Genomic DNA, 23,365 nt, shown 5'->3' on the forward strand with positions numbered 1-23,365 from the left:
GTGACACTGTCACATATTTACACTCAATGCCCTCACAATAAGGGCATTTTTATATCGGTCAGGGAGATAGATTGGAAAGGGGCGCTATTTCTTCCACAGGATATGGCAGATGGGGTGAGATTTTTCCCGGCAAAACAAGACGCGGGCAAAGATATCATCAATTTCGGCATCATCTGATTCAGCCAAGCCAATAATGACTTCTGAAAAAAAGTCTGGGTCCAAATCAAAATCAACATGTTCAAGCCAGACTCCTGAAGGTTCTACTAATTCAACACCGCCCCGTTCTTCAAATTGCAAATTAAACAATAGGCTGTCAGCCGGATCGAGATTAGAAAGCGCTTGTTCCAAAAAGATATCATAAGCTTTTTCAAGCGCTTCATCTTCACTCATGCGGTTATTTAAGTCTAATTGCATAGAATGTGTTGGTTGATTTTCCATGATGCAAGATCCGAGATTAATCACAAGATGAAATTAAAACATGTTCTGTATTGAATGAATACTTTTATTCATGATGAAACGATTCGTATTGAGAAAATGACTGGTCACTCTGTTTCCTATCCTGAATTATAAAAGAGGGCTGAAAAAGTAACAGACCCGTTCAAGGATACGATGCCACACAGGACGTTTTTCCCATTTATTGTTTTCAAGCAATGTTGAACGCATAATATAGTCTTGTTGAACCAGTGTTAAATCATTACCAAAGTGTTCATCATCAATGACCACTGTAATTTCAAAATTCAGCCACAAACTGCGCATATCTAAATTGACCGAACCAACCATACTGAGCTGCCCATCGACTAAAACACTCTTGGTGTGTAACAAACCATCTTCAAATTGATAAATTTTCACACCGGCTTCCAGCAATTCCGAAAAAAACGCACGGCTGGCCCAACGAACAAGAAATGAGTTATTTTGTCTTGGCACGATGATGCTGACATCAACACCACGCATAGCCGCAGTGCAAATCGCATGCATTAAATCATCGCTGGGAACAAAATATGGGGTAGTAAGAATAAGTTGTTTGCGGGTAGCAAAAATGGCAGTCATCAAGGATTGTTGGATCAATTCATCAGGGAATCCTGGCCCGGAAGCAATAACTTGAGCTATATGACCACTGGTTTGTTCAAAAGGCATGGTGACACCGTCAGGCGGAGGAGGGAGATGGCGCTGTCCTGTTTCCATTTCCCAGTCAAAAGCGTAAATGATCCCCAGTGTTGTCGTAACAGGGCCTTCCATTCTCACCATGATATCGACCCATTGACCGACTCCAGCATCTTGTTTAAAAAAACGAGGGTCAACCATATTCATGCTGCCGGTGTATGAAATATGATTATCGATCAGAATAATTTTTCTATGCTGGCGTAAGTCCATGCGACGCAAGAATAAACGGAAAATATTAACTTTTAACGATTCGACAAATTCAATACCAGCCTTTCGCATAATATCAGGATAAGGGCTGCGGAAAAATTGCCAGCTTCCTGCCGAATCCACCATGATTCGACATTTAACACCGCGTTTGGCAGCTTGCATCAGGGCATCTGTGACCTGATCAACGAGCCCTCCGGATTGCCATATATAGAACACCATTTCGATATTATATTTGGCGTTTTCAATATCCTGAACAATCGCTTTTAGTGAGTTATCATAAGATGTCATGAGTTGCATTTTATTGCCTTTGACACCTTTGATTTTTTGTCTATGCTCACACAGTTGAAACAGCGGAGTAGCAACTTCACTGTTTTCATCGGCAAAAATTTGAGGGGAATTTCTTAACTCGGCTAACCATTTGGCGACAGAGGAACGCATTTGTCTGGCTTGCTCAACCCTGCGTTTACCAAGATGCAATTCACCGAATGATAAATAAGCAACGATGCCGACTAAAGGAAGAATGTAAATGATGAGTAACCACGTCATTGCTGATGTCACAGGACGACGTTTCATCAAAACTCGAATAGTGATACCGGCAATAACCAGCCAGTAGAAGAAAATCGCCAGCCAGCTCAGTACAGAGTAGAAAGTTGTCATACGTGGCAATCAATCCTATTTATTTAGGTATTTTATGTGGTCATTACCGCAAGTTTTTAGAAATTTGGGCAAACCATCAACATAATATCATTAATTGAACAGAGAGCAATTTTAGCAAAAAAGCGATAATTAGATAAATACCATTACTATTTAGCTACTTATAACGACTACTTTGACTTCATGAAATGCATGCAATATGTGCAATTTGATACGAATAAATTATGAATGGCTGATCATGGTTATTAATCTGATTATTTAGAACAATTTACCATTATGCCAGAACCATGAAGTAGATTGGTGATTGGTTGACATCGCGAATGGTGAGGATTAAGAATAATGGTTATTCATTTAATGAGAGAGCTATCCTGGAATATTTATGAAACACAGTAGAAGAGAAGTCGGGCGGTGGAGAATGCTCCGCCAAAGTATCTGTCGTCGCCGTCGTTGGTTAGAAGGGCAGTCACGTCGTAATTTACGAATATATGCATTGCGTAAGGCAGATGCCTATAAGCGCCGCAGATCGATTCTATTTATCCAAAACATAGAGTGGATTTAATTTTAATCCCTTAAATTGATGGATAGATCCGTGGCAAACCCGTTCACAGTGGTTGGTAACAGCGCTGTTTTGGATGGTAGTTCAAAATATGCTGTAACGAACACCGCGGCCACAGATACAAGTTAAAGATAGATGTTTTTGAATCTTTATTGAATATGATAGTCATTTGCATTTAAACTAATACCTATCTGAAAACTGACTATCATGCTGTTAAGCAAGAATTCTCTTATGCGTTGGATACATTGGCCGATACTATTTTCCATTTGTTTACATATTTCTATTGCTGCGGCACTCTTCCATGCCATTAAACCAGGAAAACAGGCAGAAGTTACACTTATGTCTGTTGCCATGATCCAGTTGGCTGCTGAAGAGGCACCTGTTTCTAAACCTGCCGTGCCTGAATCACTTCCTGAGCCTGAACCTATTGCAGAAATTGCTCTGCCTAAGCCTAAACCTGAAAAGAGAAAAATTGTCAAAAAAGAAGTTAAGCCAAAAGAGAAGAAGACAGAAAAAGCTTCAGAACAACCGCTGAAACCTATTTCTGATCAGGAGCCTCAGACGGCAAAAAATTTGGATGATCAAAAACCTGAACATCATACTATTAGTGAAAAAGTTGGGTTACAAGGCGGACCAAAGGCATTGAATAGGCCAGATCCCGCTTACCCATCCAGAGCACAACAGTTGGGGACTGAGGGAACGGTAAAGGTAAAATTTGATATTGACGAAAACGGTCGAGTTAAGAATATTGAAATTATTTCTGCTAATCCGAAAAATGTCTTTGAACGTGAAGTAAAAAAAGCGATGAGAAAATGGCGTTATGAAAAAATTCCTGCTACCGGACATATAACGACTATCGAGTTTAAAACGACGGGTATTTCACAATCCTAATTTACTAAATTGACATATTCTAAAACTAGTGTGGTGAGTGATGAGAGGACGGCGCATTCCGGCCGTCCTGCTCGATGTTATTATTATAAACAGTTTGGCGGCGTGATCGTCAGATGAGGCATTTGGCATACTCTCATGCATGCCCGCCACTAGGCCAAGAAGAATGAGTTTTTTCACTTTATTATTCTCCATATTTAACATTTACTTATCTTTAAGTAATATTGCTTTAACGATGTGCAAAAAATAAACTTATTTTTCCCTAATAACAAGCGAATAACTCTTAATAATGAATTGCTCTTTGAAACCAAAGCAAATATTTCTTTACCCATTTCCTTGGGTAGTTAAAGGAGTAACGTATGCTACCCATTCCTATCGAGCCTATATTGCCATCATGATTGCAATCGATACGGACATCCCTAAACTGAACGGCTCAGAACAGAATTAATCTTTTTTTAACGATTCTAATAGTTCATTTGTTTTTTTATCTTCTTCGGCTCTGTGTAACATTATGCTTTTGAATCTTTGAGTTTCATCCATTACTGATTTTATATATATGAACGATGATAATGAAGAAAAAACCAATCCACAACAAAGAGAAATGAGGTATTCGAAATGCTCTGGTGAATTATCTATTAATACAAAAATAAATACTATTACTGTTGCTGAAAATATATAAAATCCTATTAAAGTTGTAAGTCTAAGTTTCTTCATATTTATTATACGTTCAAGTCTTCTTAATTCATTTCTTGTTAATGCAGTGTACTCATTTGATTCGGTTATTTTCCATCTGGCTTGAATGCAGTAATTAGATGGAAATAATAACAATGTAACTAAAATCCAGGGGGTAGATGATGAATTTAAGTTAGCCATTTTAGTTAAAAAATACATCAACAAAAACCCTAGGAAGAAAGCAACAATAATAGTTGTAATAAGAGTTATTGTTTTCATTATAGCCCTCTCTTAACTATATTAATTTTTGATTTCAATTTCTCCAGCCTGAATTTTAGAAATCAGCCACTTGTGCATTTCTAAGTATAAATGATTTTCATCAATCAATCCATTGTTGAATTGTATATTTAGAGATGATGATAACCGTAATTCTTTGCCTGTAATTGTTCCTAATCCATTTAATTCAATTTTAATATCATCATCATCTAAATTCCTAAGCGATGTTGCAAGTGCATCTAATACTTTCTGTCCTGACCTTGTCGTTTTTCTAAAATAAGTAATTTCAATATTTACTTGTAAGTTAGCTTCATCAAGAGCATCTTCAAGTTTTAAATCATCAAACCAAGCTTCACCAAATGCAGCTTTTATGATATCGCCACCTTTCCCAATTGGCATAAATTTCAATTTCTTAATTTTCTTTAGGCTTGTCACCGGCGATTCGGTTTTATTTTCAACTATAATTTGAACTTCAGGAAGTTTTGATGTTAGAGGCACACTGCCCAGACTTATTTTCTTTACGGGAGAGTTTTCTATTTTTTTAATAGTTTCTTCTGTCGGTTTATCTTGAAGAACAAGAAAGTTAGTGTCATTCAACAAATCAGTGAAATTTCTTATTAACCAATTTAAATGGTTTTCTATATCTTTAATTTTTAAGGAATTTGATTGTGCAACCATAAAGTGATTTTTGAAAACCCCAAAATATAGTATTGAATCAACAAATTCCCTTTTTATCTTCTCTTTTCGTTTGTTAGATATAGGTTCATCAGATTCTAATTTTATTTGCTGTGATGTTATTGCATTGATGTCATAATGACTAACATCATCATCAATAGTCATTAATGCTTGGCTTTTACCTTGTTCAAAGAGAATTAACTGACCGAATAGCACGGTTTTATAATTCTTACTTTTATTAATAAGTCTATATCCACTGTTTGGATCTGATGGTGTTATTTTTTCCCTCCTTGAAGAAACTTTATAAGCAGATCCATTTTCTGAAATGATTGATTCAATGATTTCTTGTAAAGTTAACTTACAGTTTTGTATAACTGCTCTTTTATAATGGATTACTTTTCTTCTCGTTTCTTTAGACATTTTCATCCCTTAGCTTAAGATCATTACACTATTTTATTCTTTACCATATACTCAGGTGTATCGTCTAGGAGATATTCTACAGTTGAGAGATTCTATCTCACTCTTCCCATACAACTTCAACCAATTTATTCAACTATAAACATTCGTTACTCTATTCTGGTTGTTATAGTGGGTGGAAGTAACCCATTGATATTCTCAATAAACACCATTGGTGGAAGCTGAATAACTTACTGATCTCCTTTAATTCCTGAATGGTGCAGGTTTAGATGCGGGATTATACCTTATGTTATAGGGCAGAAATCTGCCCTATATTATTTTAAGTGTGACTGCTTTCCAATTTAAAGTGTCTTTTATCCTCAGGCAAAGGACGGGAAGCATTATTTTCATCAACGGCTACATACGTGAAAACGGCTTCTGTTGCCCGGTAACGCTGACCGACTGGCTCAGAAGCCACTTTTTTCACCCATACCTCAATATGAATCGTGATAGATGAATTTCCCGTTTTGAGACAACGGGCATAGCAGCATACGACATCACCTACCGCAACCGGTTTCAGAAAACTGATGCCATTTACGCTAACTGTTACTACGCGCCCCAGGGCAATCTCTTTTGCCAGAATTGCACCGCCAATATCCATTTGAGACATCAGCCAGCCACCGAAAATATCCCCATTGGCATTAGTATCAGCAGGCATGGCCAGTGTACGGAGAACCAATTCTCCGTTTGGTAAGCATTGTTGTTGTGTCATTAGAAAATTTGCTTTATTTGGTGAATACAACAATACCTGCCGCTGCATCGGCAGGTATCCATTAAAGGTCATTATATTATTTTTGTTCGCGAGGCAGATGACGGTAGATATATACCACACTCAATACAGTAAAGACTAGTGTCAATGCTGTTAACCCGAACACTTTAAAGTTTACCCAAACATCCTGGGGTAGCCAGAAAGCGACATAAATATTTGCTAATGCGCAGGCGATAAAGAAGATAGCCCAAGCCATATTTAGTTTGTTCCAGACAAAATCAGGTAAATTCAACTCCTTGCCTAGCATCCGTTGAATTAACGGTTTTTTCATCACCCATTGGCTGATAAGTAGAACCACAGCAAAAATGGCATAAATTACAGTCACTTTCCATTTGATAAATAAATCACTGTGAAAGGTTAGGGTCAGAGTGCCGAAAACCGCAACCATAACAAATGTAATTAAGGAGGATTTCTCAACTCTACGATAAATTAGATAAGTAATAACAACAGCTAATCCTGTTGCTGCAATCAAAGCGCCAGATGCATAAAAAATGTCGTACATTTTGTAGACGACGAAGAAAACGACGAGTGGCAAAAAATCTAAAAGTTGTTTCATAAATTGAACCCATTGTGAAGTCAATGATGGCATGTTTTTGAATTTGAGCCAAAGTGTATCAGATCTCAATGAAATGGTTTATTTATCAGGTAAAAACATTTTTCATTTGTTTGGGTAATGTTATCACAATGAACGACGAGCTAAGTGTGGGAGAGGGGAAGTTTGTGAGTTTCCATTTAGCAACGCATTATAATTAGGTTCCATTTTCACCAAAGGATATAAAAGCTATGTTGTGGGAAAGATTACATCGCTGGATGCCAGGCTTGAGAAATATTTATCATTATCGTAGAGAATATTTCAGTCATGATATGCGATCGGGTCTCTCTGTTGCCGCAGTAGCGCTGCCCGTTGCAATTGCTTATGCTGAATTAATGGGAATTAGCGCCATTATTGGTTTATATGCCTGTATTTTACCGATGCTTGCCTATGCACTGTTCGGTACTTCGCGGCAGTTGATTGTTGGGCCAGATGCTGCAACTTGTGCTGTTATTGCTGCTGCTGTTACACCGCTGGCATTGGGGAATGAGCATGTTCGTTGGCAACTTGCCATAGTGATGACGTTCATGACAGGATTTTGGTGTATTTTGGCTAGCCATTTTCGGCTGGGCGCCTTTGCTGATTTTATATCTCGTCCCATTTTGAAAGGCTTTATTAACGGCGTTGCGATTACCATTATGGCTGATCAGTTGGCTAAAGTTTTTGGGCTGTCTGGGTTACCTGTGGAATTGATTGAACGATTGATTGCACTTCCCCGTAAATTATTAGAATCTCACTGGCCGACGGTAGGGATGTCAGTAATGACGCTGCTGGTACTGCTTAGTGTACATTTCTTCCGTCCGAGTTGGCCTGCGCCACTGGTGGCAATGGTGATATCGACTTATATCAGTTGGCAATTTGAACTCAGCCAATTTGGTATTCAGATTGTGGGTAGTATGGGGAGCGGTTTGCCTATTGTTCCTGTACCCGAATTTGAACCCGGTATCATACGTGATTTAGTTGTTCCTTCCATTAACTTGGCGCTGATCAGTTTCGTCAGTTTTATGATGACGGCTCGTAGTTTTGCCAGTAAAAATGGCTATCAAGTCGATGTAGATCTAGAACTTAGGGCATTGGGGATCGCCAATATTGCTTCGTCATTATCACAAGGTTTTGCTGTTAGTGCTGCCGGTAGTCGTACTGCGGTTAATGATGCGCTTGGTGGTAAAACGCAAATAGTGTCGGTTATAGCGGCTTGTGCCATCTTGCTGGTATTGCTGTTTATGACAGAATTTCTGGTGTATATCCCGCTGTCATCGCTGGGTATTGTTTTAATCTTTTCCACCTGGTCTTTATTGAGTTTAAAAAATCTTTGGTCTTATCGAAAACGTAATCGCCAGGCTTTTACTCTGTCAATTTTTACGTTAATCGCCGTTTTGCTGGTGGGAGTGATCGATGGTATCGGTTTTGCTGTTTTATTGGGATTATTGCAATTTTTGCGGATAGTTTTTCGGCCTTCGGATCAGTTGCTGGGTGTGAATGACCAAGGTATGGTTCGTTCTATCCATAAGCATAATGATATCAAACCTTTTGATGGTATTATGATGTACCGCTTTAACTCTCCTCTCACCTATTTTAACGTCGGATATTTCAAAAAACGGGTCTTACAGCATGTGAACAGTGCTGCAAATATGCCTGTGTGGTTAGTGGTCGATGCGACGGTCAGTTTTACCTACGATGATGTCAGTGTTTTTGCCGTATTGGATGAGTTAATCACAGAATTAAAAGAACAAGGTGTGACATTAGTCTTGGCAGGGCGCAGAACAGAGCTGAATCGCTGGATTAAACAGAACAAACTGAGTCGCAGCGATGAAGATTTGATCGTTGTGCCGGATCTCTATTTTGCTATTCGTTTAATCCAAAGTAAGCAGCAAGTAGAGGAAAAGCAGGAAAAGTAACTGTGTTTCATTTCCCGCCAGTTCACCTCGCTGCATTACAGTGAGGTGAACTCTTTTAACTACTGATTATTAAGTGATTATTAGATACCGTTTATGGTTTTATTTTGTGGTCTGACCAACATATACAAGCGGAATAGGTAAATCAGTAACAGGGATGATAAGAAATTATCCAGCACTGATAGCAGAATATCGGGCATTTTTGTCAATACAAGAGCCAGGACTAACTTGGCGACAAGCCATAACAGTATCGCTGGGATCAACAAGCGCATATGACCAAATGCCAACTTCCAACTATTTTGCATAGCTGCAAAAACACTTTTGCCTTTTTCAAACAAGAAAATAGGGGCCAGCGAGAACGCAATAGAAAACAGTACACCTGGCAAGATCATTAAAGCGTAGCCGATTTGAACCAACAGGGTACAGATAAACATTAGCAAGAACATATTAGGTAATCGTGTTATTGATAATGTACTGGCATGAATAGCATTCGCTTTTTGACCGTTAGAGATGGCATTAATGAGTACCAGCGTACTGGCTGTTAATAGGGTATTACCAAATATATTGGTAAATAAAACTCCAAACATTGTGCGCATTAACATGAACTGCTCATCTGGTGTTAATTGCATCACGAAACGTTGGATCCCGGTATTGCCTGACTCTTTGACTATATTTTGCAATTCAGCTAATAAATTGAGCTGTTCATCATTCGGCATAAGTAAATGCCCCAGCAGTGTTGTCACCAACGCGGCCAAGACAGAGAGGATGACAATATTCAACCATTGATTCTTCAAAAAGTTGATGCTGTCACGATACAGGGTATTTGCCGTGATGGGCATGAAAGTGGCTCCTATCAAATAAAACAACAATAGGACACAATTGTACCTTGTTGGGAGGATTATTGGATACCTAAGATTTACTCCAGTGCTTGATCCTGTATCTTGAGGCTGTGGGGGTAAGCATTTTTCTTTGCCAAGCCCCTTCATGGTAGATTTTATAAAAATGATCATGTCATTAACTTTGTGTTAATAAATTTATGAGAAACTGGAATATTAAATAAAGGCTCTTAATATATTATTATTTATTGTTATTCATTCAAAAGTTGACTTAAGGATATAAATCATGGGTGGGATTAAAATTAATACACAGAGAATCTTGATTTGGATCAATTTAAAATATCCAATAAATGAAATAATAAAACAGTAAATACTTTACTTCGCCAAAAATATTTAAAATATGTGATCTGTCTTAGATCACAATAGTAAACAAACGGGTATATTTCGGACTGTTTTAAAACCACATAAATGGGATGGATAATGAAGAAGATTTCTGCGCTTGTATTGGCTGCTGCTACGTTAGCCCCGTCATTGACTTTTGCCCATGAAGCAGGTGATTTCCTGTTTCGTACAGGTACAGCAACGGTAAGGCCGCATGCGGGTTCTGATAATGTATTAGGATTGGGATCTTTTGGTGTCAATAATAATACTCAGTTGGGTTTAACTTTTGGTTACATGATTACTGATAATATTGGTATCGAGTTATTGGCAGCAACACCATTTCAGCATAAAGTCAGTTTACCGAAAGCGGGTGAAATCGCTGAAGTTAAACATTTACCACCAACGCTAATGGCACAATATTATTTTGGCTCTTCAGAAAATGAATTTCGTCCTTATGTTGGAATTGGTGTTAACTACACTACATTCTTTAGCGAAAAATTTACTAATAATGAAACTGTAAAGAGCGCTAAATTAAATAGCCTGGATCTGAAAGATTCTTGGGGTATCGCTGGGCAGGTTGGCCTGGATTATCAACTGAACAAAAACTGGATGCTGAATACTTCGCTTTGGTGGATGAATATTGAAACTGATGTGAAATTCAAAGTGGGTGATGCAGATCAAAAATATAAAACTCGTCTTGATCCGTGGGTCTTTATGTTCGGTGTTGGTTATAGTTTCTAACTAAAGCTACGTGTTTGTTTGACTTTGACATAAGAGAGAACCAATGGGGCGTAATTGCCCCATTTTTTGATAGCGTGCTTATAACTGTGTCGCGTTTTTCATGGCACGAACGAAATTTATTAATTTTTCCAGCATGATTTTGGGGTGATGCAAGTTATCTTCAATGATTTTTACAATGGCTGAACCCGAAATTGCCCCCGCCGCCCCGCCATTGAGAGCGCTCATCACCTGTTCTGGTTCTGAAATGCCAAAACCTTGTAGAGCAGGGGCTGCATGATATTCTTTGAGCTTGTTGACAATATGATTAAGTGGCTGTGTAGCGCGATTTTCACTACCCGTTACTCCCGCTCTTGATAGCAGATAGGTATATCCCCGTCCAAATGAGGCAATTTCACGTAGTAAATCATCATCTGCATTAGGGGGGCAAATAAAGATCGGGGCAATATTATGCTTGATGGCGACTGAACGGAAAGGCGATGATTCGGATAATGGCACATCAGCGACAAGTACGGAATCGACACCCGCATTTTTGCAGCGATGGTAAAACTCATCAATTCCATTGTGAAAGACGAGATTAGCGTAAACCAACAGGCCAATGGGGATATCAGGGTGTTTAGCCCGAATTTTAGTTAGCAGGTCGAAACATACTGTGGGAGTGACCTTGGATGATAACGCCCGCAAATTGGCATTTTGGATAGTTGGGCCGTCAGCAAGGGGATCTGAGAACGGAATACCCAATTCAAGCGCATCAGCACCACCTGCAATTAAAGTATCAATAATTTCCAACGATAGTTCAGGATCAGGATCGCCAAGGGTGACAAAAGGAACAAAAGCGCCTTGATTTTGGTTTTGCAGCTTTTTAAAAAGTTGTTCGTAACGTCCCATCAGATTTCCCCCCTGGATTTTAAAATATCGTGAACGGTAAAGATGTCTTTGTCACCACGGCCAGATAAATTGACAATTAATAATTGTTCTTTATCTGGAGCTTCGTGGATCATTTTCAAGGCATAAGCCAACGCATGAGAGGATTCTAATGCCGGAATAATACCTTCATTACGTGAGAGTTTTTGGAAGGCATCCAGGGCTTCATTATCAGTGATTGAAACATAATCGGCTCTGCCGATGCTATTTAAATAAGCGTGTTGTGGGCCAACGGAAGGAAAATCCAGACCCGCCGAAATAGAATAAGATTCTTCAATCTGCCCGTCATCTGTCTGCATAATTGGCGCTTTCATGCCAAAGTAAATTCCCAATTTTCCGTGTTTCAGTGGGGCACCATGCTTTCCAGTTTCAATACCATGCCCCGCAGGTTCGACACCGATCAAACGGACATCATTTTCTGGAATAAATTCTGCAAACAAACCGATGGCATTTGAACCACCACCAATACAGGCGATAACGGCATCAGGCAGACGGCCCTCTTTTTCCAGAATTTGCGCTTTGGCTTCTTCGCCAATCATACGTTGGAATTCTCGTACCATTGTCGGATATGGGTGAGGGCCAGCGGCAGTACCCAATAGATAGTGTGCTTTTTCATAGCAACCTGACCAGTCACGCATTGCTTCGTTACAAGCATCTTTCAAGGTTGCCGAGCCGCTGTGGACAGGGATCACCTCTGCACCCATCAAACGCATGCGAAAAACATTGGGTGATTGGCGTTCAATATCTTTTGCTCCCATATAAATGCGGCATCTCAGCCCCAATAGCGCACAAGCCAGGGCAGTTGCGACGCCATGTTGACCAGCACCTGTTTCAGCAATGATTTCATGCTTTCCCATGCGTTTTGCCAACAATGCTTGTCCTAAAACCTGATTGGTTTTGTGAGCACCGCCGTGGAGCAAATCTTCACGTTTCAGGTACAAACGTGTTTTTGTCCCTTTGGTCAGGTTTTGACACAGCGTTAAGGCAGTGGGTCTGCCAGCATAGTTTTTCAAGAGATCCTGAAATGTATGCTGAAATTCAGGATCTCTCTGTGCTTCAGTAAAGGCTTCTTCTAATTGGTTAAGCGCGGGGATCAAAATTTGTGGCACGAATTGCCCACCAAAGTCGCCAAAATAAGGATTTAATTTACTCATTGTTCTACTCATCCATTTCTATCTGAAAATTAGTGATAACAGCGCAATTGTTGAAATACCTGCTTGATTTTCTGGTTGCTTTTGATACCCGGAGACACTTCAACTCCTGAATTAAAATCCAGTCCATAACAGCCAAATGTTGCTGCCAGTTGACAGTTTTCAGCATTCAGGCCACCAGCCAGAAAACTGTTATGTTGAATTAATGGGTTGATTAACTGCCAGTCAAAGGATTTTCCTGTTCCTCCTGCTCCGTTATCCAACAATAAGTGATCAACATGAGGTATTGCGGAAACTTCTACAGCATTAGACATATTGATGGCTTTCCAAATTTCACAATGTTCAGGTAGTACCGAGCGTAGGGTGTTAATGTAGTTTTCATCTTCATCTCCGTGCAGTTGAACTGCGGTGAGCGAAAGCTTACGGGCGATATTACTGACAAAATCAATGGCTTGATTTTGAAACACGCCAACATATAGAAGAGGGGCTTCATTGATAATTTGTTGCGCTTTTTGCAGGCTGATTTTGCGCGGTGATTTTTCGGCAAAAATTAAACCACCGTAAACGGCACCCATTTGCAATGCAACTTTCGCATCCTGTGGGCGAGTCAGGCCACAAACTTTGTTATCACCCAAAATCAGGCGGCGTAAAGCGAGATCTAAATTTTGTTGTGCCATTAAAGCACTACCAATAAGAAAACCATCGGCAAATTGACTTAATTCCCGCACCTGGCGATGCTGGTGGATACCGGATTCGCTGATGACGATAGTGTCTTCAGGTAAACCAACAGACAGTTTACGGGTTCGCTCTAAATCAATGGATAAATCACGGAGATCCCGATTATTGATACCAATAACTTTTGCTCCTAATTTAATTGCCCGTTGCCGCTCATCCTCATTGCTGACTTCAGTCAGTACACCCATCGCAAGACTGTGTGCCAATGCAGACAATTGACGATACGTATCATCATCAAGGACGGAAAGCATAAGTAAAATAGCATCAGCCTGATAATAACGGGCGAGGTAAATCTGATAGGCATCAATAATAAAATCTTTGCACAAAACAGGTTGATGTACAGCAGAACTGACCATTGCCAGAAAATCATAACTGCCCTGAAAGTATTTTTCATCGGTCAAGACAGAGATTGCAGCAGCATAAGGTTGATAAGTTTTAGCAATATGAACGGGATCGAAATTTTCACGAATCAAACCCTTTGAAGGCGATGCCTTTTTGCATTCCAAAATAAAAACGGTTTGCTTATGGGTTAATGCCTGATAAAACCGACGATGACTTGGAACAACAGCATCAATAAAACTCTCCAGCGGTTGTTCTGCCTTACGGGTAATCAGATATGCCGCTTTATCGTCAACAATTTTCTGTAATACGCTGGTTTTCATGATCTAGTCCTTGCTGCCAATGCTGTTACTTTTTTATAAGCCTGGCCGCTGTAAATAGTGTAGAGTGCCAATTGAGTATTTTCCCGTAAATCTTCTTGCCCGTGGATCTTCATTAACAGAGCCACATTGGCTGCTACAGCATGAGCATGGGCTTGGCTTCCATGACCTTGCAATAACATTGCCAACATGTGGCGGTTTTCTTCAGGTGATCCACCTTTCAGTGAAGATATGGGATGGCTTGGCAAACCAAAATTTGTTGCTGTTAACTGATATTGGCTAATTTCACCGTGATTAAGTTCTGCAACATAGGTTGGTGCATGTAAGGCAACTTCGTCCATTCCTCCGCTGTGTACAACGGCAGCACGTTGATAACCCAAAGTATGTAAGGTGTGGGCTATGGGTTCAACTAGTTCAGGACTATAGACTCCGATGAGAGATACTGGAGGACGCGCCGGATTGATCAACGGGCCAAGCACATTAAATAATGTCCGGGTTTTTAGTTGTTGGCGAACTTGCACCGCATGACGGAATCCACAGTGATATTGAGGAGCGAACAGAAAACAGACGCCAATTTCATCTAAGGCACTGCGTGATTCTTCAGCTTGGGCGTCCAATGCAATGCCGAATGCGGCTAATAAATCGGATGATCCAGACCGACTGGAAATACTGCGATTGCCATGTTTTGCTACCTTAAGGCCACAGGCAGCCGCAATAAAGGCGCTGGCTGTTGAAATGTTGATGCTATTGGAACCGTCGCCACCTGTGCCGACGATATCACAAAACGTGTAATCAGGGCGAGGAAAGGGGGCTGCATTTGCCAGGAACGCCTGGGCTGCGCCCGCAATTTCTTGTGGTTGTTCGCCCCGTAGCTTCAGGCTAATTAATATCGCTGCCAGTTGTATATCGCTCAGCTCACCATGAATAATGGCAGTGAATAACTGTTGGCTTTCTTGTTGTGTCAGTGCCTGAGCACTGAATAATTTGTCAAAAATCAACTGCATTTTCCCATCCCTTCAAGTTTAGTGTCTTTAATTCGATACCCTTAAACTCACAACCTTTAAATCGTCAGCTCAATGCCCAAGCCAGAGTTTGTTCAAGCAGCTTGGCACCTCGTGTAGTCAAAATAGATTCGGGATGGAACTGAAAACCACAAACCTTGTGCTCATCATGGCGTACAGCCATCACGATATCGCCACATGAAGCAGAGACAGTCAGTGCTGCCGGAGCCTGCACAGCGGCAAGAGAATGGTAACGAGCAACAGATAAAGGATTTGGCAGGCCGGAAAACATATCTTTCCCATCATGGATAGCGGGTGTTGCCTTGCCATGCAGAATTTCCTGAGCAGCAGAGATTTTTCCGCCATAAGCTTCAATAATCGCCTGATGTCCAAGACAAATTCCGATTATTGGGATCTGGCTTATCACTTGCTTGAGTAATTCAGGCATACAACCTGCCTCTGAGGGTTTCCCTGGACCAGGAGATAACATTAAAAGAGGCGATTCCATCTCATTAAGTTTGGTAATAATAATGTCTGCTGACACGGTATTGCGGTAAACAACGACATGGTGACCATGAGTACGCAGTTGATCCACGAGGTTGTATGTGAAGGAGTCAACATTATCGAGTAAAAGAATATTAGCCATCAGAATGCCACCTCCACATGATGTGCTTGTGCAATTGCGCGAATAACAGCTCTGGCTTTACTGTGAGTTTCATCGACTTCTGACTGAGGAATGGAGTCCAGCACCACACCTACTCCAACTTGAATAGTAGCTTGGTCGTTTTCCACATAGGCAGAACGGATCACTATGCAGGTATCAAAATCCCCCTTGCCAGTGAAGTAACCAACGGCTCCACCATAACTGCCACGCCGTTCTCCTTCATGTTCTGCGATGAGTTGCATAGCCCGAACTTTAGGGGCTCCCGTCAATGTGCCCATATTCATACAGGCTTGATAGGCATGGAAGACATCTAAATCATGGCGGAGAGTACCGATAACACGGGAAACCAGATGCATAACAAATGAATAGCGATCGACTTTGGTTAAATCGGCAACATATCGACTGCCTGGTTCACAGATACGGGCTAAATCGTTGCGAGCCAAATCAACTAACATGACATGCTCAGACATCTCTTTAGCATCCATACGCATTTCCAGCTCAATTCGGCTATCAAGATCAGCATCCAGTTCTCCATTGTTATCGCGCCCACGAGGTCGAGTACCGGCTATCGGATAAATTTCGATTTGGCGGTTGCTGGCATCATATTTAAGAGCACTTTCTGGTGAGGCGCCAAACAGGCAAAAATCCTGATCTTGCATAAAAAACATATAAGGGCTTGGATTTTGTTTTTTCAATACATGATAAGCATTCAGCGGAGAAGGACATGGCAAGGTGAAACGACGTGATGGAACTACCTGAAAAACATCCCCCTGACGGATAAATTGCTGTAATTGGTGCACGATATTCGCGTATTGCTCATCGCTTTGATTACAGCCAACAGTTATATCGGGCAGTGTGACAGGCAAAAGTGGCTGAAGTGGGGTTGAAATAGTTGAAACTAAGGTGGCTAAACGTGCTTTAAGACGTTTTTTTTCCGAATCGGATTCGCCAAACAATGAAATTTGCAGACGTGAATGTTTATCTTGATGATCGATCACTAATAACGTCTCTGCGAGATAAAAACAGAAATCAGGGCAGCGTTGGTGATTTTTTACTGTAGGTAATGGTTCAAATCCAGCGACTAGATCGTAAGCAAATAATCCACCAACAAAAATGGCATCGGGAGATTCTGAGAAGGATGCTAATGCTGTCAGGGCACGCAATGCGTCAAAAACGGAATCGGATTTTAGCCGGCTGTCTTCGTCCAAATTGTGCTCAATAGCAGGGAACTGCGCGTGCATAACCTTTGGTTCTATATCTAATTGGGCTTTGTCTGAAAGTAAATTAGCGAGTATCGGGATCAGGTTTTGACCATTTTCAGTGAGTGCTTCAAAAGTAACTTGACGTTCATTGGCAGTAATGCGCATAGCGCTATCAATGATCAAAATGCTTTTGAGATTCTTTTTACTGTGAATTTCAGCAGAATCCAGCAATAACGTTGCTGGGCGATTATTACAAAGTTGATGAAAAATCAATGTTGGATCTGTTTGATAGAAAGTATCCACCTGATTTATAGAGATATTAAATTCTTTGCCAGTCATCTTCATACCCCATTTCTAATTCTTTATTCATTCATAAAAAAACCCGCCTTTTAGGGCGGGTTTTGGCACTTGCGTATCTATACTTATGTGCGCGAGCCAACCGCCCTGACTGGGAAGTTGTGCCACCAACGCCTTGATTGCTTAGCTTGCATAAATACGCTCATGTCGAGTGCCTTATCTGTTTAATGGTTTTTAATAAATTTTTCTAAAGAGAATTTTAACTAACCTGTGTACTAGTAAACTGGTTCGCGATTTGCTTGTCAATGCTTTTTTTATGTCTGTAATCCATATTCATTATCATTAGCTTCAACAAACTCGCCCCTTAAACTTCACTCATGTGTTATCATTGCCGCCTTGCGCTTCATATCATTTGATAGATAGTGCCTTTGTTTCTCCACCCAAAAAACAGGTAAAAAACAATGATTGAAGCCGCCAGTGAAATGACAAAACGCTATGATTTGCATAGCCATACAACCGCTTCAGATGGCGTTTTGTTACCTGAGCAGCTCGTGGATAGAGCCATTGCCATGGGCATTGATGTGCTGGCAATCACTGATCATGATACAACGGACGGTATTCCGTCGGCTTTAAACCATATTCAGCAAAATAATTTGCCATTAACGTTAATCTCCGGCGTTGAAATTTCGACATTATGGCAAAATCTGGAAATTCATATCGTTGGCTTAAATATTGATATCAATTCTCTTTCCTTAAGGAAGTTTTTAGCAAATCAGGTTGATTTGAGGAAACAGCGTGGTATTGAAATGGGGCAACGATTAGCTAAAGCAGGCATTACCGATGCTTGGGAAGGTGCATCTAGATTAGCCAATGGTGGACAAGTCACGCGTGGCCATTTTGCCCGTTATCTGGTAGAAGCGGGCGTTGAACCGACTATCCCGAAAGTATTTAAAAAATATCTGGTAAGGGGAAAAACCGGTTATGTCCCACCGCAATGGTGTACCATTGAGCAGGCTATTGAAACCATTCATCAGGCAGGGGGACAAGCCGTGATTGCCCATCCTGGCAGGTATAATTTGTCGATGAAGTGGCTAAAACGGCTAATTGTTTGGTTTAAACACCATGGTGGTGATGCAATGGAAGTTGCACAGTGCCAGCAAGCCCCTAATGAAAGACAACAACTTGGTCAACTGGCAAGAGAATATGGGTTGAAAGTATCATTAGGATCGGATTTTCACCAACCTTGTTCATGGATAGAACTTGGGCGCAATTTGTGGTTACCTGGTGATGTTGTACCGATATGGCACGACTGGTCACGGCTTGGGACTACATAGAAGTATAGAGGTTATTGTATGAGCCAGTTTTTTTATATCCACCCTGACAATCCACAATCTCGTCTTATTGACCAGAGTGTGGATGCACTGAAAAAGGGCGGAGTTGTCATCTATCCTACTGATTCAGGTTACGCCATCGGTTGTTGCCTTGAAAATAAGGATGCTATGACCCGTATATGCCGTATTCGTCAGTTGGAAGGACGCCACAATTTTACGTTGATGTGTCGCGATTTGTCTGAAATAGCCACTTATGCCCATGTAGATAATCAGGCGTTCAGGTTGATCAAAAATAACACACCAGGTAATTACACTTTTATTTTACAGGCGACAAAAGAAGTGCCGCGTCGTTTGATGAATGAAAAACGTAAGACTATTGGCCTGCGTGTTCCTTCTAATCCTATTGCATTGGCACTACTGGAAGGGATGTGTGAACCACTGATGTCATGTAGCTTGATTTTGCCCGGAAATGATTTTGCTGAATCTGATCCTGAAGAGATTAAGGATACCTTGGGTAAACAAGTTGATTTAATCATTCACGGTGGTTATCTTGGGCAGCAACCGACGACGGTAGTGGATTTAACTGGGGATTCACCGGTAGTTCTTCGTGAAGGCGAAGGTGATGTAACACCTTTTTTATAAAGTGTACGATTTTTTTAAGTATACGATTCAATTTTTATTTAGTATTACGACGCCTGTGAAGGCGACAATAGAGGTTGCTCAATGAGCGATAAAACAGAAAAGTTACAAAAAGTTCTCGCGCGTTCTGGTCATGGTTCCCGTCGCGAAATCGAGGGGTATATCCAACAAGGGCGCATTAGCGTTGATGGTAAGATCGCAACGTTGGGTGATCGAATCGAAGTTAATCCCGCAATAAAAATTCGTCTGGATGGACGGATTTTAAATATCAAAGAGCCACAGAAAACAGTTTGCCGAGTTTTGGCTTATTACAAACCGGAAGGTGAATTGTGTACCCGCCATGATCCAGAAGGCCGCCCGACCGTATTTGATCGTTTACCCAAAATGCAAGGTGCACGCTGGATTGCCGTAGGGCGTCTGGATATCAATACCAGTGGGTTGTTGCTGTTTACTACCGATGGGGAACTGGCTAATCGTTTAATGCATCCAAGCCGTGAAGTTGAGCGTGAATACGCAGTTCGTGTGTTTGGTGAAGTAGATAATGCAAAACTTCGTCAACTGACCCAAGGTGTACAACTGGAAGATGGCCCTGCCTCGTTTAAGACTATTGCGTTTAAAGGTGGTGAAGGTATCAACCAATGGTACAACGTCACTTTGACAGAAGGCCGTAATCGCGAGGTCAGACGCTTGTGGGAAGCGGTTGGTGTGCAGGTCAGCCGCCTGATCCGTGTGCGTTATGGCGATATCGATCTGCCGAAAGGTTTGCCGCGTGGTGGCTGGGTTGAATTAGGATTGGAACAGACTAACTATTTACGTCAGTTGGTTGAGTTGGATGAAGAGATTGTGACCAAAGTCGCTGTTGGACGCGATCAACGCCGCGTTAAGGCTAATCAGATCCGTCGTGCGGTAAGACGACATACTCAGGTAGCATCTCGTCCGGCGGGGAAACGTCCTGCAAGCAGTTCTCGCCAGAATGCAGGAAAGAAGACGACATCTAAAGGTCGTTAATACACTTAAACCGCTGTTTCAACCTATATCAGCATTGATCTAAATCGATATTGAAACAGCGGTTCTATTTACCAATCAATGCCTTTTTGTGCTTTGATTCCGGCATTAAACGCATGTTTTACCGGACGCATTTCCGTAATCGTATCGGCATATTCCAGTAATTCTCGATGGCATCCTCTGCCAGTGATAATCACACTTTGATGAGCAGGGCGCTGTTTGAGGGCAGTCAGAACATCGGTCAGTTCTAAATAACCGTAATTAACCATATAGGTTAATTCATCCAGTACCACCAGGTGTAGTGAAGGATCAGATAACATGGCTACAGCCTGTTTCCAGGCCGTTTGGCAAGCTGCTGTGTCTGATTCGCGATTTTGGGTCTCCCATGTGAATCCTGTTGCCATCACATGAAATTCAACACCTTGCTGTATCAGTAAGTTTCTTTCACCGCTTTCCCATGTTCCTTTAATGAATTGGATAACACCAGCACGTTGTCCATGTCCGATCGCACGAATAACGGTGCCAAATGCGGCGGTCGTTTTTCCTTTACCGTTTCCTGTGAACACAATGACAATCCCCCGTTCTTGCTGTGCTGCTTCAATACGGGCATCGACTTTTTCTTTCAGGCGTTGTTGCCTTTTCTGGTACTGGCTGTTATCTCTGGTCATTATTCAGCAGGTCCCGCTTTGCGTCCGGGTTGGGCATCAAAACTGATGCCGGAATCATGGCGGCTGTCATCTCCCATTAGATAAAGATAGACGGGCATAATATCCGCTGGTGTCTTTAACTTAGCGGTGTTTTCATCAGGAAAGGCACTTGCTCGCATGTTGGTACGTGTTCCGCCGGGATTGATGCAGTTAATCCGCAGGGACGTCTCCCGATATTCTTGTGCTAAAACTTGCATTAGGCCTTCTGTAGCAAATTTGGAAACAGCATATGCTCCCCAACCACTTCTGCCTTCACGGCCGACACTGGAGCTGGTGAAAACCAAAGAACCGCTGGTGGATTTTAATAATAGGGGAAGTAATGCCTGAGTCAGCATAAAAGTGGCATTGACATTGACTTGCATGACTTCGTGCCAAAGTTGAACAGGTTGTTCGACGATAGGGGAAACTGCCCCAAGGAGTCCTGCGTTGTGCAAAACACCATCTAAATGTGAATAGCGCTGTGCCAGATCGTTGGCGAAAGTTTGGCATTCTTCTGCGGTCACTGTCAGCAGATCCATCGTATAAATGTCAGCAGGTAAACCGCCATTGTTTGCTATTTGCTGCCTGACTGCTTCCAGTTTTGCGGTAGTACGTCCCAGCAAAATAACTTGTGCACCGTGGCGGGCATAAGTCAGCGCGGCTTCGCGCCCAATGCCATCGCCAGCACCGGTTATTAAAATAATTTTTTGTTGTAGCAGATGACTATGGGGTTGGTAATCAAACATCGGCCAATTTTCCTGTATTATTGGTGAATCTATGATTTGCCATTTTAGGATGGTTCCCGTCGAATTTGCACTAATTGACAAAAAATTAGCAAAAATTAGCATTCCAATTGAGACCAGATTGAACAAACTGTTAGGGCAAGGCATTTGGTTTTTAGTTAGAATGAAACAAATATATTGTTCATCAATTAATAAAGGTGGAGCTGTGGAATATTTGTCTCTCTACGGATTATTCTTAGCCAAAGTGCTCACGGTGGTCTTGGCTATTGTCATTTTGGTAGTCGTTTCTATCGGATTAGGCGTACGTAAAACAATGCACAAAGGGGAATTGAAACTGACTAACCTTGGTAAGTCATACAAGGAAAGACAGCGCCAAATGCAGCAGGCGCGAATGAGTGAAGCAGAACAAAAAATTTGGCAAAAAACATTTAAAAAACAGCAGAAAAGTGACGCTAAACAGAAAAAAGGGGAAGCCAAAACTGGACAGAAAGGCACCCATAAGCCCAACCTTTATGTTCTGGACTTTAAAGGCAGTATGGATGCCCGTGAAGTGGAGTCACTCCGCGAAGAGATCAGTGCAATACTGGCTGTAGCTGACAAACAAGATGAAGTTTTGCTGCGTTTGGAAAGCCCTGGTGGTGTAGTTCATGGATATGGACTGGCAGCCTCTCAATTGGTTCGTTTGCGACAGAAAGGGATACGCCTGACAATCGCCGTGGATAAAGTAGCTGCGAGTGGTGGATACATGATGGCTTGTGTGGCGGATCGTATTATTGCTGCGCCGTTTGCCATTATTGGTTCCATTGGCGTTGTGGCTCAAATACCCAATATTCATAAATTATTGAAGAAAAATGATATTGATGTTGAGTTGCATACTGCGGGTGAATATAAACGAACCCTGACTGTTCTGGGGGAAAATACTGAACAGGGACGCAAGAAATTTCAGGAAGATTTGAATGAAACGCATAAATTATTCAAATCATTTATCCATCAATATCGCCCATCTTTGGATGTGGAAAACGTAGCGACTGGTGAGTATTGGTACGGTACCCAAGCAAAAGAGAATGGGCTGATTGACGATGTGGGGGTCAGTGATGATTTCCTGATTGAAAAAATTGAAAATTGCGAAGTGATCAGCGTCAGCTATTATCGCCGTAAACGTGCGATAGACCGTTTGATGGGGAGTGCGATGGAGAACGTTGACAAATTGTTTATGCGTTGGTGGCAAAGAGGGGAAAAACCTTTGCTGTAACGGAAAAATCAGCTATTAAGAACCGTCGCAGATATTATGCGGGTAAATAGAGGAGATTTATGTAACCTTTGTTGCCCGCATATTTTTTTGATAAAGATTTTCAGGTGTCTTAATGATTTCATTTGCTTTTTTCAGTGACTGTTCTCGCTCAATGGGCATGGTTTCAGTTTTCATTTATTGTGCTTCTGCAAAAAATAAGTTGTTGCGCATCGTTTTTTATCAGGTAGAGTGTGGGCTTTTCGTCATGCAGATGGAAGTTTTTGTTTACAACTGTTAAAACATACAATTGCAGGGTTTGTGTAGGTATATAAAATACCCTA

Annotated in this window: 23 protein-coding genes and 1 other annotated feature; of the genes, 8 read left to right on the forward strand and 15 right to left on the reverse strand. The window is 41.3% G+C overall.

What is annotated here, in order from left to right; all coding sequences use genetic code 11:
- Nucleotides 1-84: 84 nt before the first annotated feature.
- Nucleotides 85-414 carry an HI1450 family dsDNA-mimic protein gene (locus Xedl_RS09180; protein WP_074023576.1) on the reverse strand — a complete coding sequence of 110 codons (330 nt, stop codon included), beginning with the start codon at nucleotides 412-414 and terminating at the stop codon, nucleotides 85-87.
- 150 nt (nucleotides 415-564) lie between these two features.
- Entirely contained in the window at nucleotides 565-2,025 is a 1,461-nt protein-coding gene (gene cls, locus Xedl_RS09185) for a cardiolipin synthase (protein ID WP_074023512.1), read from the reverse strand.
- A 376-nt stretch (nucleotides 2,026-2,401) separates the two neighbouring features.
- On the opposite strand from cls, the gene Xedl_RS09190 reads away from it, so the two are divergent.
- On the forward strand, nucleotides 2,402-2,581 hold the full coding sequence (locus Xedl_RS09190; RefSeq protein ID WP_074023513.1) for a YciY family protein: 180 nt from the start codon (nucleotides 2,402-2,404) through the stop codon (nucleotides 2,579-2,581).
- A gap of 204 nt (nucleotides 2,582-2,785) precedes the next feature.
- Nucleotides 2,786-3,469: a TonB system transport protein TonB gene (tonB, locus tag Xedl_RS09195; protein ID WP_074023514.1), complete on the forward strand. Its 684-nt coding sequence runs from the start codon at nucleotides 2,786-2,788 to the stop codon at nucleotides 3,467-3,469.
- Nucleotides 3,470-3,910: 441 nt separating this feature from the next.
- Here the strand turns inward: tonB and Xedl_RS09205 are convergent, their stop codons facing one another.
- The 4 genes from Xedl_RS09205 to Xedl_RS09220 all read right to left on the reverse strand — a co-directional run bounded on the left by Xedl_RS09205 (nucleotide 3,911) and on the right by Xedl_RS09220 (nucleotide 6,870).
- On the reverse strand, nucleotides 3,911-4,417 hold the full coding sequence (locus Xedl_RS09205) for a hypothetical protein (RefSeq protein WP_074023516.1): 507 nt from the start codon (nucleotides 4,415-4,417) through the stop codon (nucleotides 3,911-3,913).
- A gap of 21 nt (nucleotides 4,418-4,438) precedes the next feature.
- Nucleotides 4,439-5,509 (reverse strand): hypothetical protein, encoded by a 1,071-nt coding sequence (locus tag Xedl_RS09210; RefSeq protein WP_074023517.1) that lies wholly within the window; start codon nucleotides 5,507-5,509, stop codon nucleotides 4,439-4,441.
- Between the two features lie 316 nt (nucleotides 5,510-5,825).
- The gene (gene yciA, locus Xedl_RS09215; RefSeq protein WP_074023577.1) at nucleotides 5,826-6,257 is read right to left on the reverse strand and encodes an acyl-CoA thioester hydrolase YciA; all 432 of its coding nucleotides are present in this window, start codon (nucleotides 6,255-6,257) and stop codon (nucleotides 5,826-5,828) included.
- Nucleotides 6,258-6,333: 76 nt separating this feature from the next.
- On the reverse strand, nucleotides 6,334-6,870 hold the full coding sequence (locus Xedl_RS09220) for a septation protein A (protein WP_074023518.1): 537 nt from the start codon (nucleotides 6,868-6,870) through the stop codon (nucleotides 6,334-6,336).
- A gap of 227 nt (nucleotides 6,871-7,097) precedes the next feature.
- Between Xedl_RS09220 and Xedl_RS09225 the strand changes: the two genes are divergently transcribed.
- The gene (locus tag Xedl_RS09225; protein ID WP_074023519.1) at nucleotides 7,098-8,804 is read left to right on the forward strand and encodes a SulP family inorganic anion transporter; all 1,707 of its coding nucleotides are present in this window, start codon (nucleotides 7,098-7,100) and stop codon (nucleotides 8,802-8,804) included.
- Nucleotides 8,805-8,884: 80 nt separating this feature from the next.
- On the opposite strand, the gene Xedl_RS09230 is transcribed toward Xedl_RS09225, so the two are convergent.
- Entirely contained in the window at nucleotides 8,885-9,640 is a 756-nt protein-coding gene (locus Xedl_RS09230; RefSeq protein ID WP_074023520.1) for a YciC family protein, read from the reverse strand.
- Between the two features lie 477 nt (nucleotides 9,641-10,117).
- Here Xedl_RS09230 and ompW point away from each other — a divergent pair, with 477 nt between their 5' ends.
- Nucleotides 10,118-10,759 carry an outer membrane protein OmpW gene (ompW, locus tag Xedl_RS09235; RefSeq protein WP_074023521.1) on the forward strand — a complete coding sequence of 214 codons (642 nt, stop codon included), beginning with the start codon at nucleotides 10,118-10,120 and terminating at the stop codon, nucleotides 10,757-10,759.
- Between the two features lie 78 nt (nucleotides 10,760-10,837).
- On the opposite strand, the gene trpA is transcribed toward ompW, so the two are convergent.
- The 6 genes from trpA to Xedl_RS09265 form a co-directional block, all read right to left on the reverse strand.
- On the reverse strand, nucleotides 10,838-11,644 hold the full coding sequence (trpA, locus tag Xedl_RS09240; RefSeq protein ID WP_074023522.1) for a tryptophan synthase subunit alpha: 807 nt from the start codon (nucleotides 11,642-11,644) through the stop codon (nucleotides 10,838-10,840).
- On the reverse strand, nucleotides 11,644-12,834 hold the full coding sequence (trpB, locus tag Xedl_RS09245) for a tryptophan synthase subunit beta (protein WP_074023523.1): 1,191 nt from the start codon (nucleotides 12,832-12,834) through the stop codon (nucleotides 11,644-11,646). Before trpB ends, trpA begins: the two co-directional genes overlap by 1 nt.
- Nucleotides 12,835-12,863: 29 nt before the next feature.
- Nucleotides 12,864-14,228 (reverse strand): bifunctional indole-3-glycerol-phosphate synthase TrpC/phosphoribosylanthranilate isomerase TrpF, encoded by a 1,365-nt coding sequence (gene trpCF / locus Xedl_RS09250; protein WP_074023524.1) that lies wholly within the window; start codon nucleotides 14,226-14,228, stop codon nucleotides 12,864-12,866.
- Nucleotides 14,225-15,229 carry an anthranilate phosphoribosyltransferase gene (gene trpD / locus Xedl_RS09255; protein ID WP_074023525.1) on the reverse strand — a complete coding sequence of 335 codons (1,005 nt, stop codon included), beginning with the start codon at nucleotides 15,227-15,229 and terminating at the stop codon, nucleotides 14,225-14,227. The genes trpCF and trpD overlap by 4 nt, the downstream gene beginning before the upstream one ends.
- 64 nt (nucleotides 15,230-15,293) lie before the next feature.
- Entirely contained in the window at nucleotides 15,294-15,872 is a 579-nt protein-coding gene (locus Xedl_RS09260; protein ID WP_074023526.1) for a glutamine amidotransferase-related protein, read from the reverse strand.
- On the reverse strand, nucleotides 15,872-17,431 hold the full coding sequence (locus Xedl_RS09265; RefSeq protein ID WP_074023527.1) for an anthranilate synthase component 1: 1,560 nt from the start codon (nucleotides 17,429-17,431) through the stop codon (nucleotides 15,872-15,874). The genes Xedl_RS09260 and Xedl_RS09265 overlap by 1 nt, the downstream gene beginning before the upstream one ends.
- A gap of 33 nt (nucleotides 17,432-17,464) precedes the next feature.
- Nucleotides 17,465-17,565, reverse strand: a sequence feature (Trp leader region).
- A gap of 285 nt (nucleotides 17,566-17,850) precedes the next feature.
- Here Xedl_RS09265 and rnm point away from each other — a divergent pair.
- From rnm to rluB, 3 genes are all read left to right on the forward strand, one after another.
- A complete protein-coding gene (gene rnm / locus Xedl_RS09270) occupies nucleotides 17,851-18,723 on the forward strand; it encodes an RNase RNM (protein WP_074023528.1) in 873 nt (290 codons plus the stop codon).
- Between the two features lie 18 nt (nucleotides 18,724-18,741).
- Nucleotides 18,742-19,362: an L-threonylcarbamoyladenylate synthase gene (locus Xedl_RS09275; RefSeq protein WP_074023529.1), complete on the forward strand. Its 621-nt coding sequence runs from the start codon at nucleotides 18,742-18,744 to the stop codon at nucleotides 19,360-19,362.
- Nucleotides 19,363-19,443: 81 nt separating this feature from the next.
- Nucleotides 19,444-20,367, forward strand: coding sequence for a 23S rRNA pseudouridine(2605) synthase RluB (gene rluB / locus Xedl_RS09280; protein ID WP_074023530.1), 924 nt, complete (start codon nucleotides 19,444-19,446; stop codon nucleotides 20,365-20,367).
- A 68-nt stretch (nucleotides 20,368-20,435) separates the two neighbouring features.
- Here rluB and cobO read toward each other — a convergent pair whose 3' ends face one another.
- Together cobO and Xedl_RS09290 are read right to left on the reverse strand one after the other, a co-directional pair.
- Complete coding sequence (cobO, locus tag Xedl_RS09285) at nucleotides 20,436-21,032, reverse strand: cob(I)yrinic acid a,c-diamide adenosyltransferase (protein ID WP_074023531.1); 597 nt, start codon at nucleotides 21,030-21,032, stop codon at nucleotides 20,436-20,438.
- Complete coding sequence (locus tag Xedl_RS09290) at nucleotides 21,032-21,796, reverse strand: YciK family oxidoreductase (protein ID WP_074023532.1); 765 nt, start codon at nucleotides 21,794-21,796, stop codon at nucleotides 21,032-21,034. Before Xedl_RS09290 ends, cobO begins: the two co-directional genes overlap by 1 nt.
- A 202-nt stretch (nucleotides 21,797-21,998) precedes the next feature.
- Here Xedl_RS09290 and sohB point away from each other — a divergent pair, with 202 nt between their 5' ends.
- Entirely contained in the window at nucleotides 21,999-23,045 is a 1,047-nt protein-coding gene (gene sohB, locus Xedl_RS09295) for a protease SohB (RefSeq protein ID WP_074023578.1), read from the forward strand.
- Nucleotides 23,046-23,365: the final 320 nt, after the last annotated feature.

The organism is Xenorhabdus eapokensis (assembly GCF_001908105.1).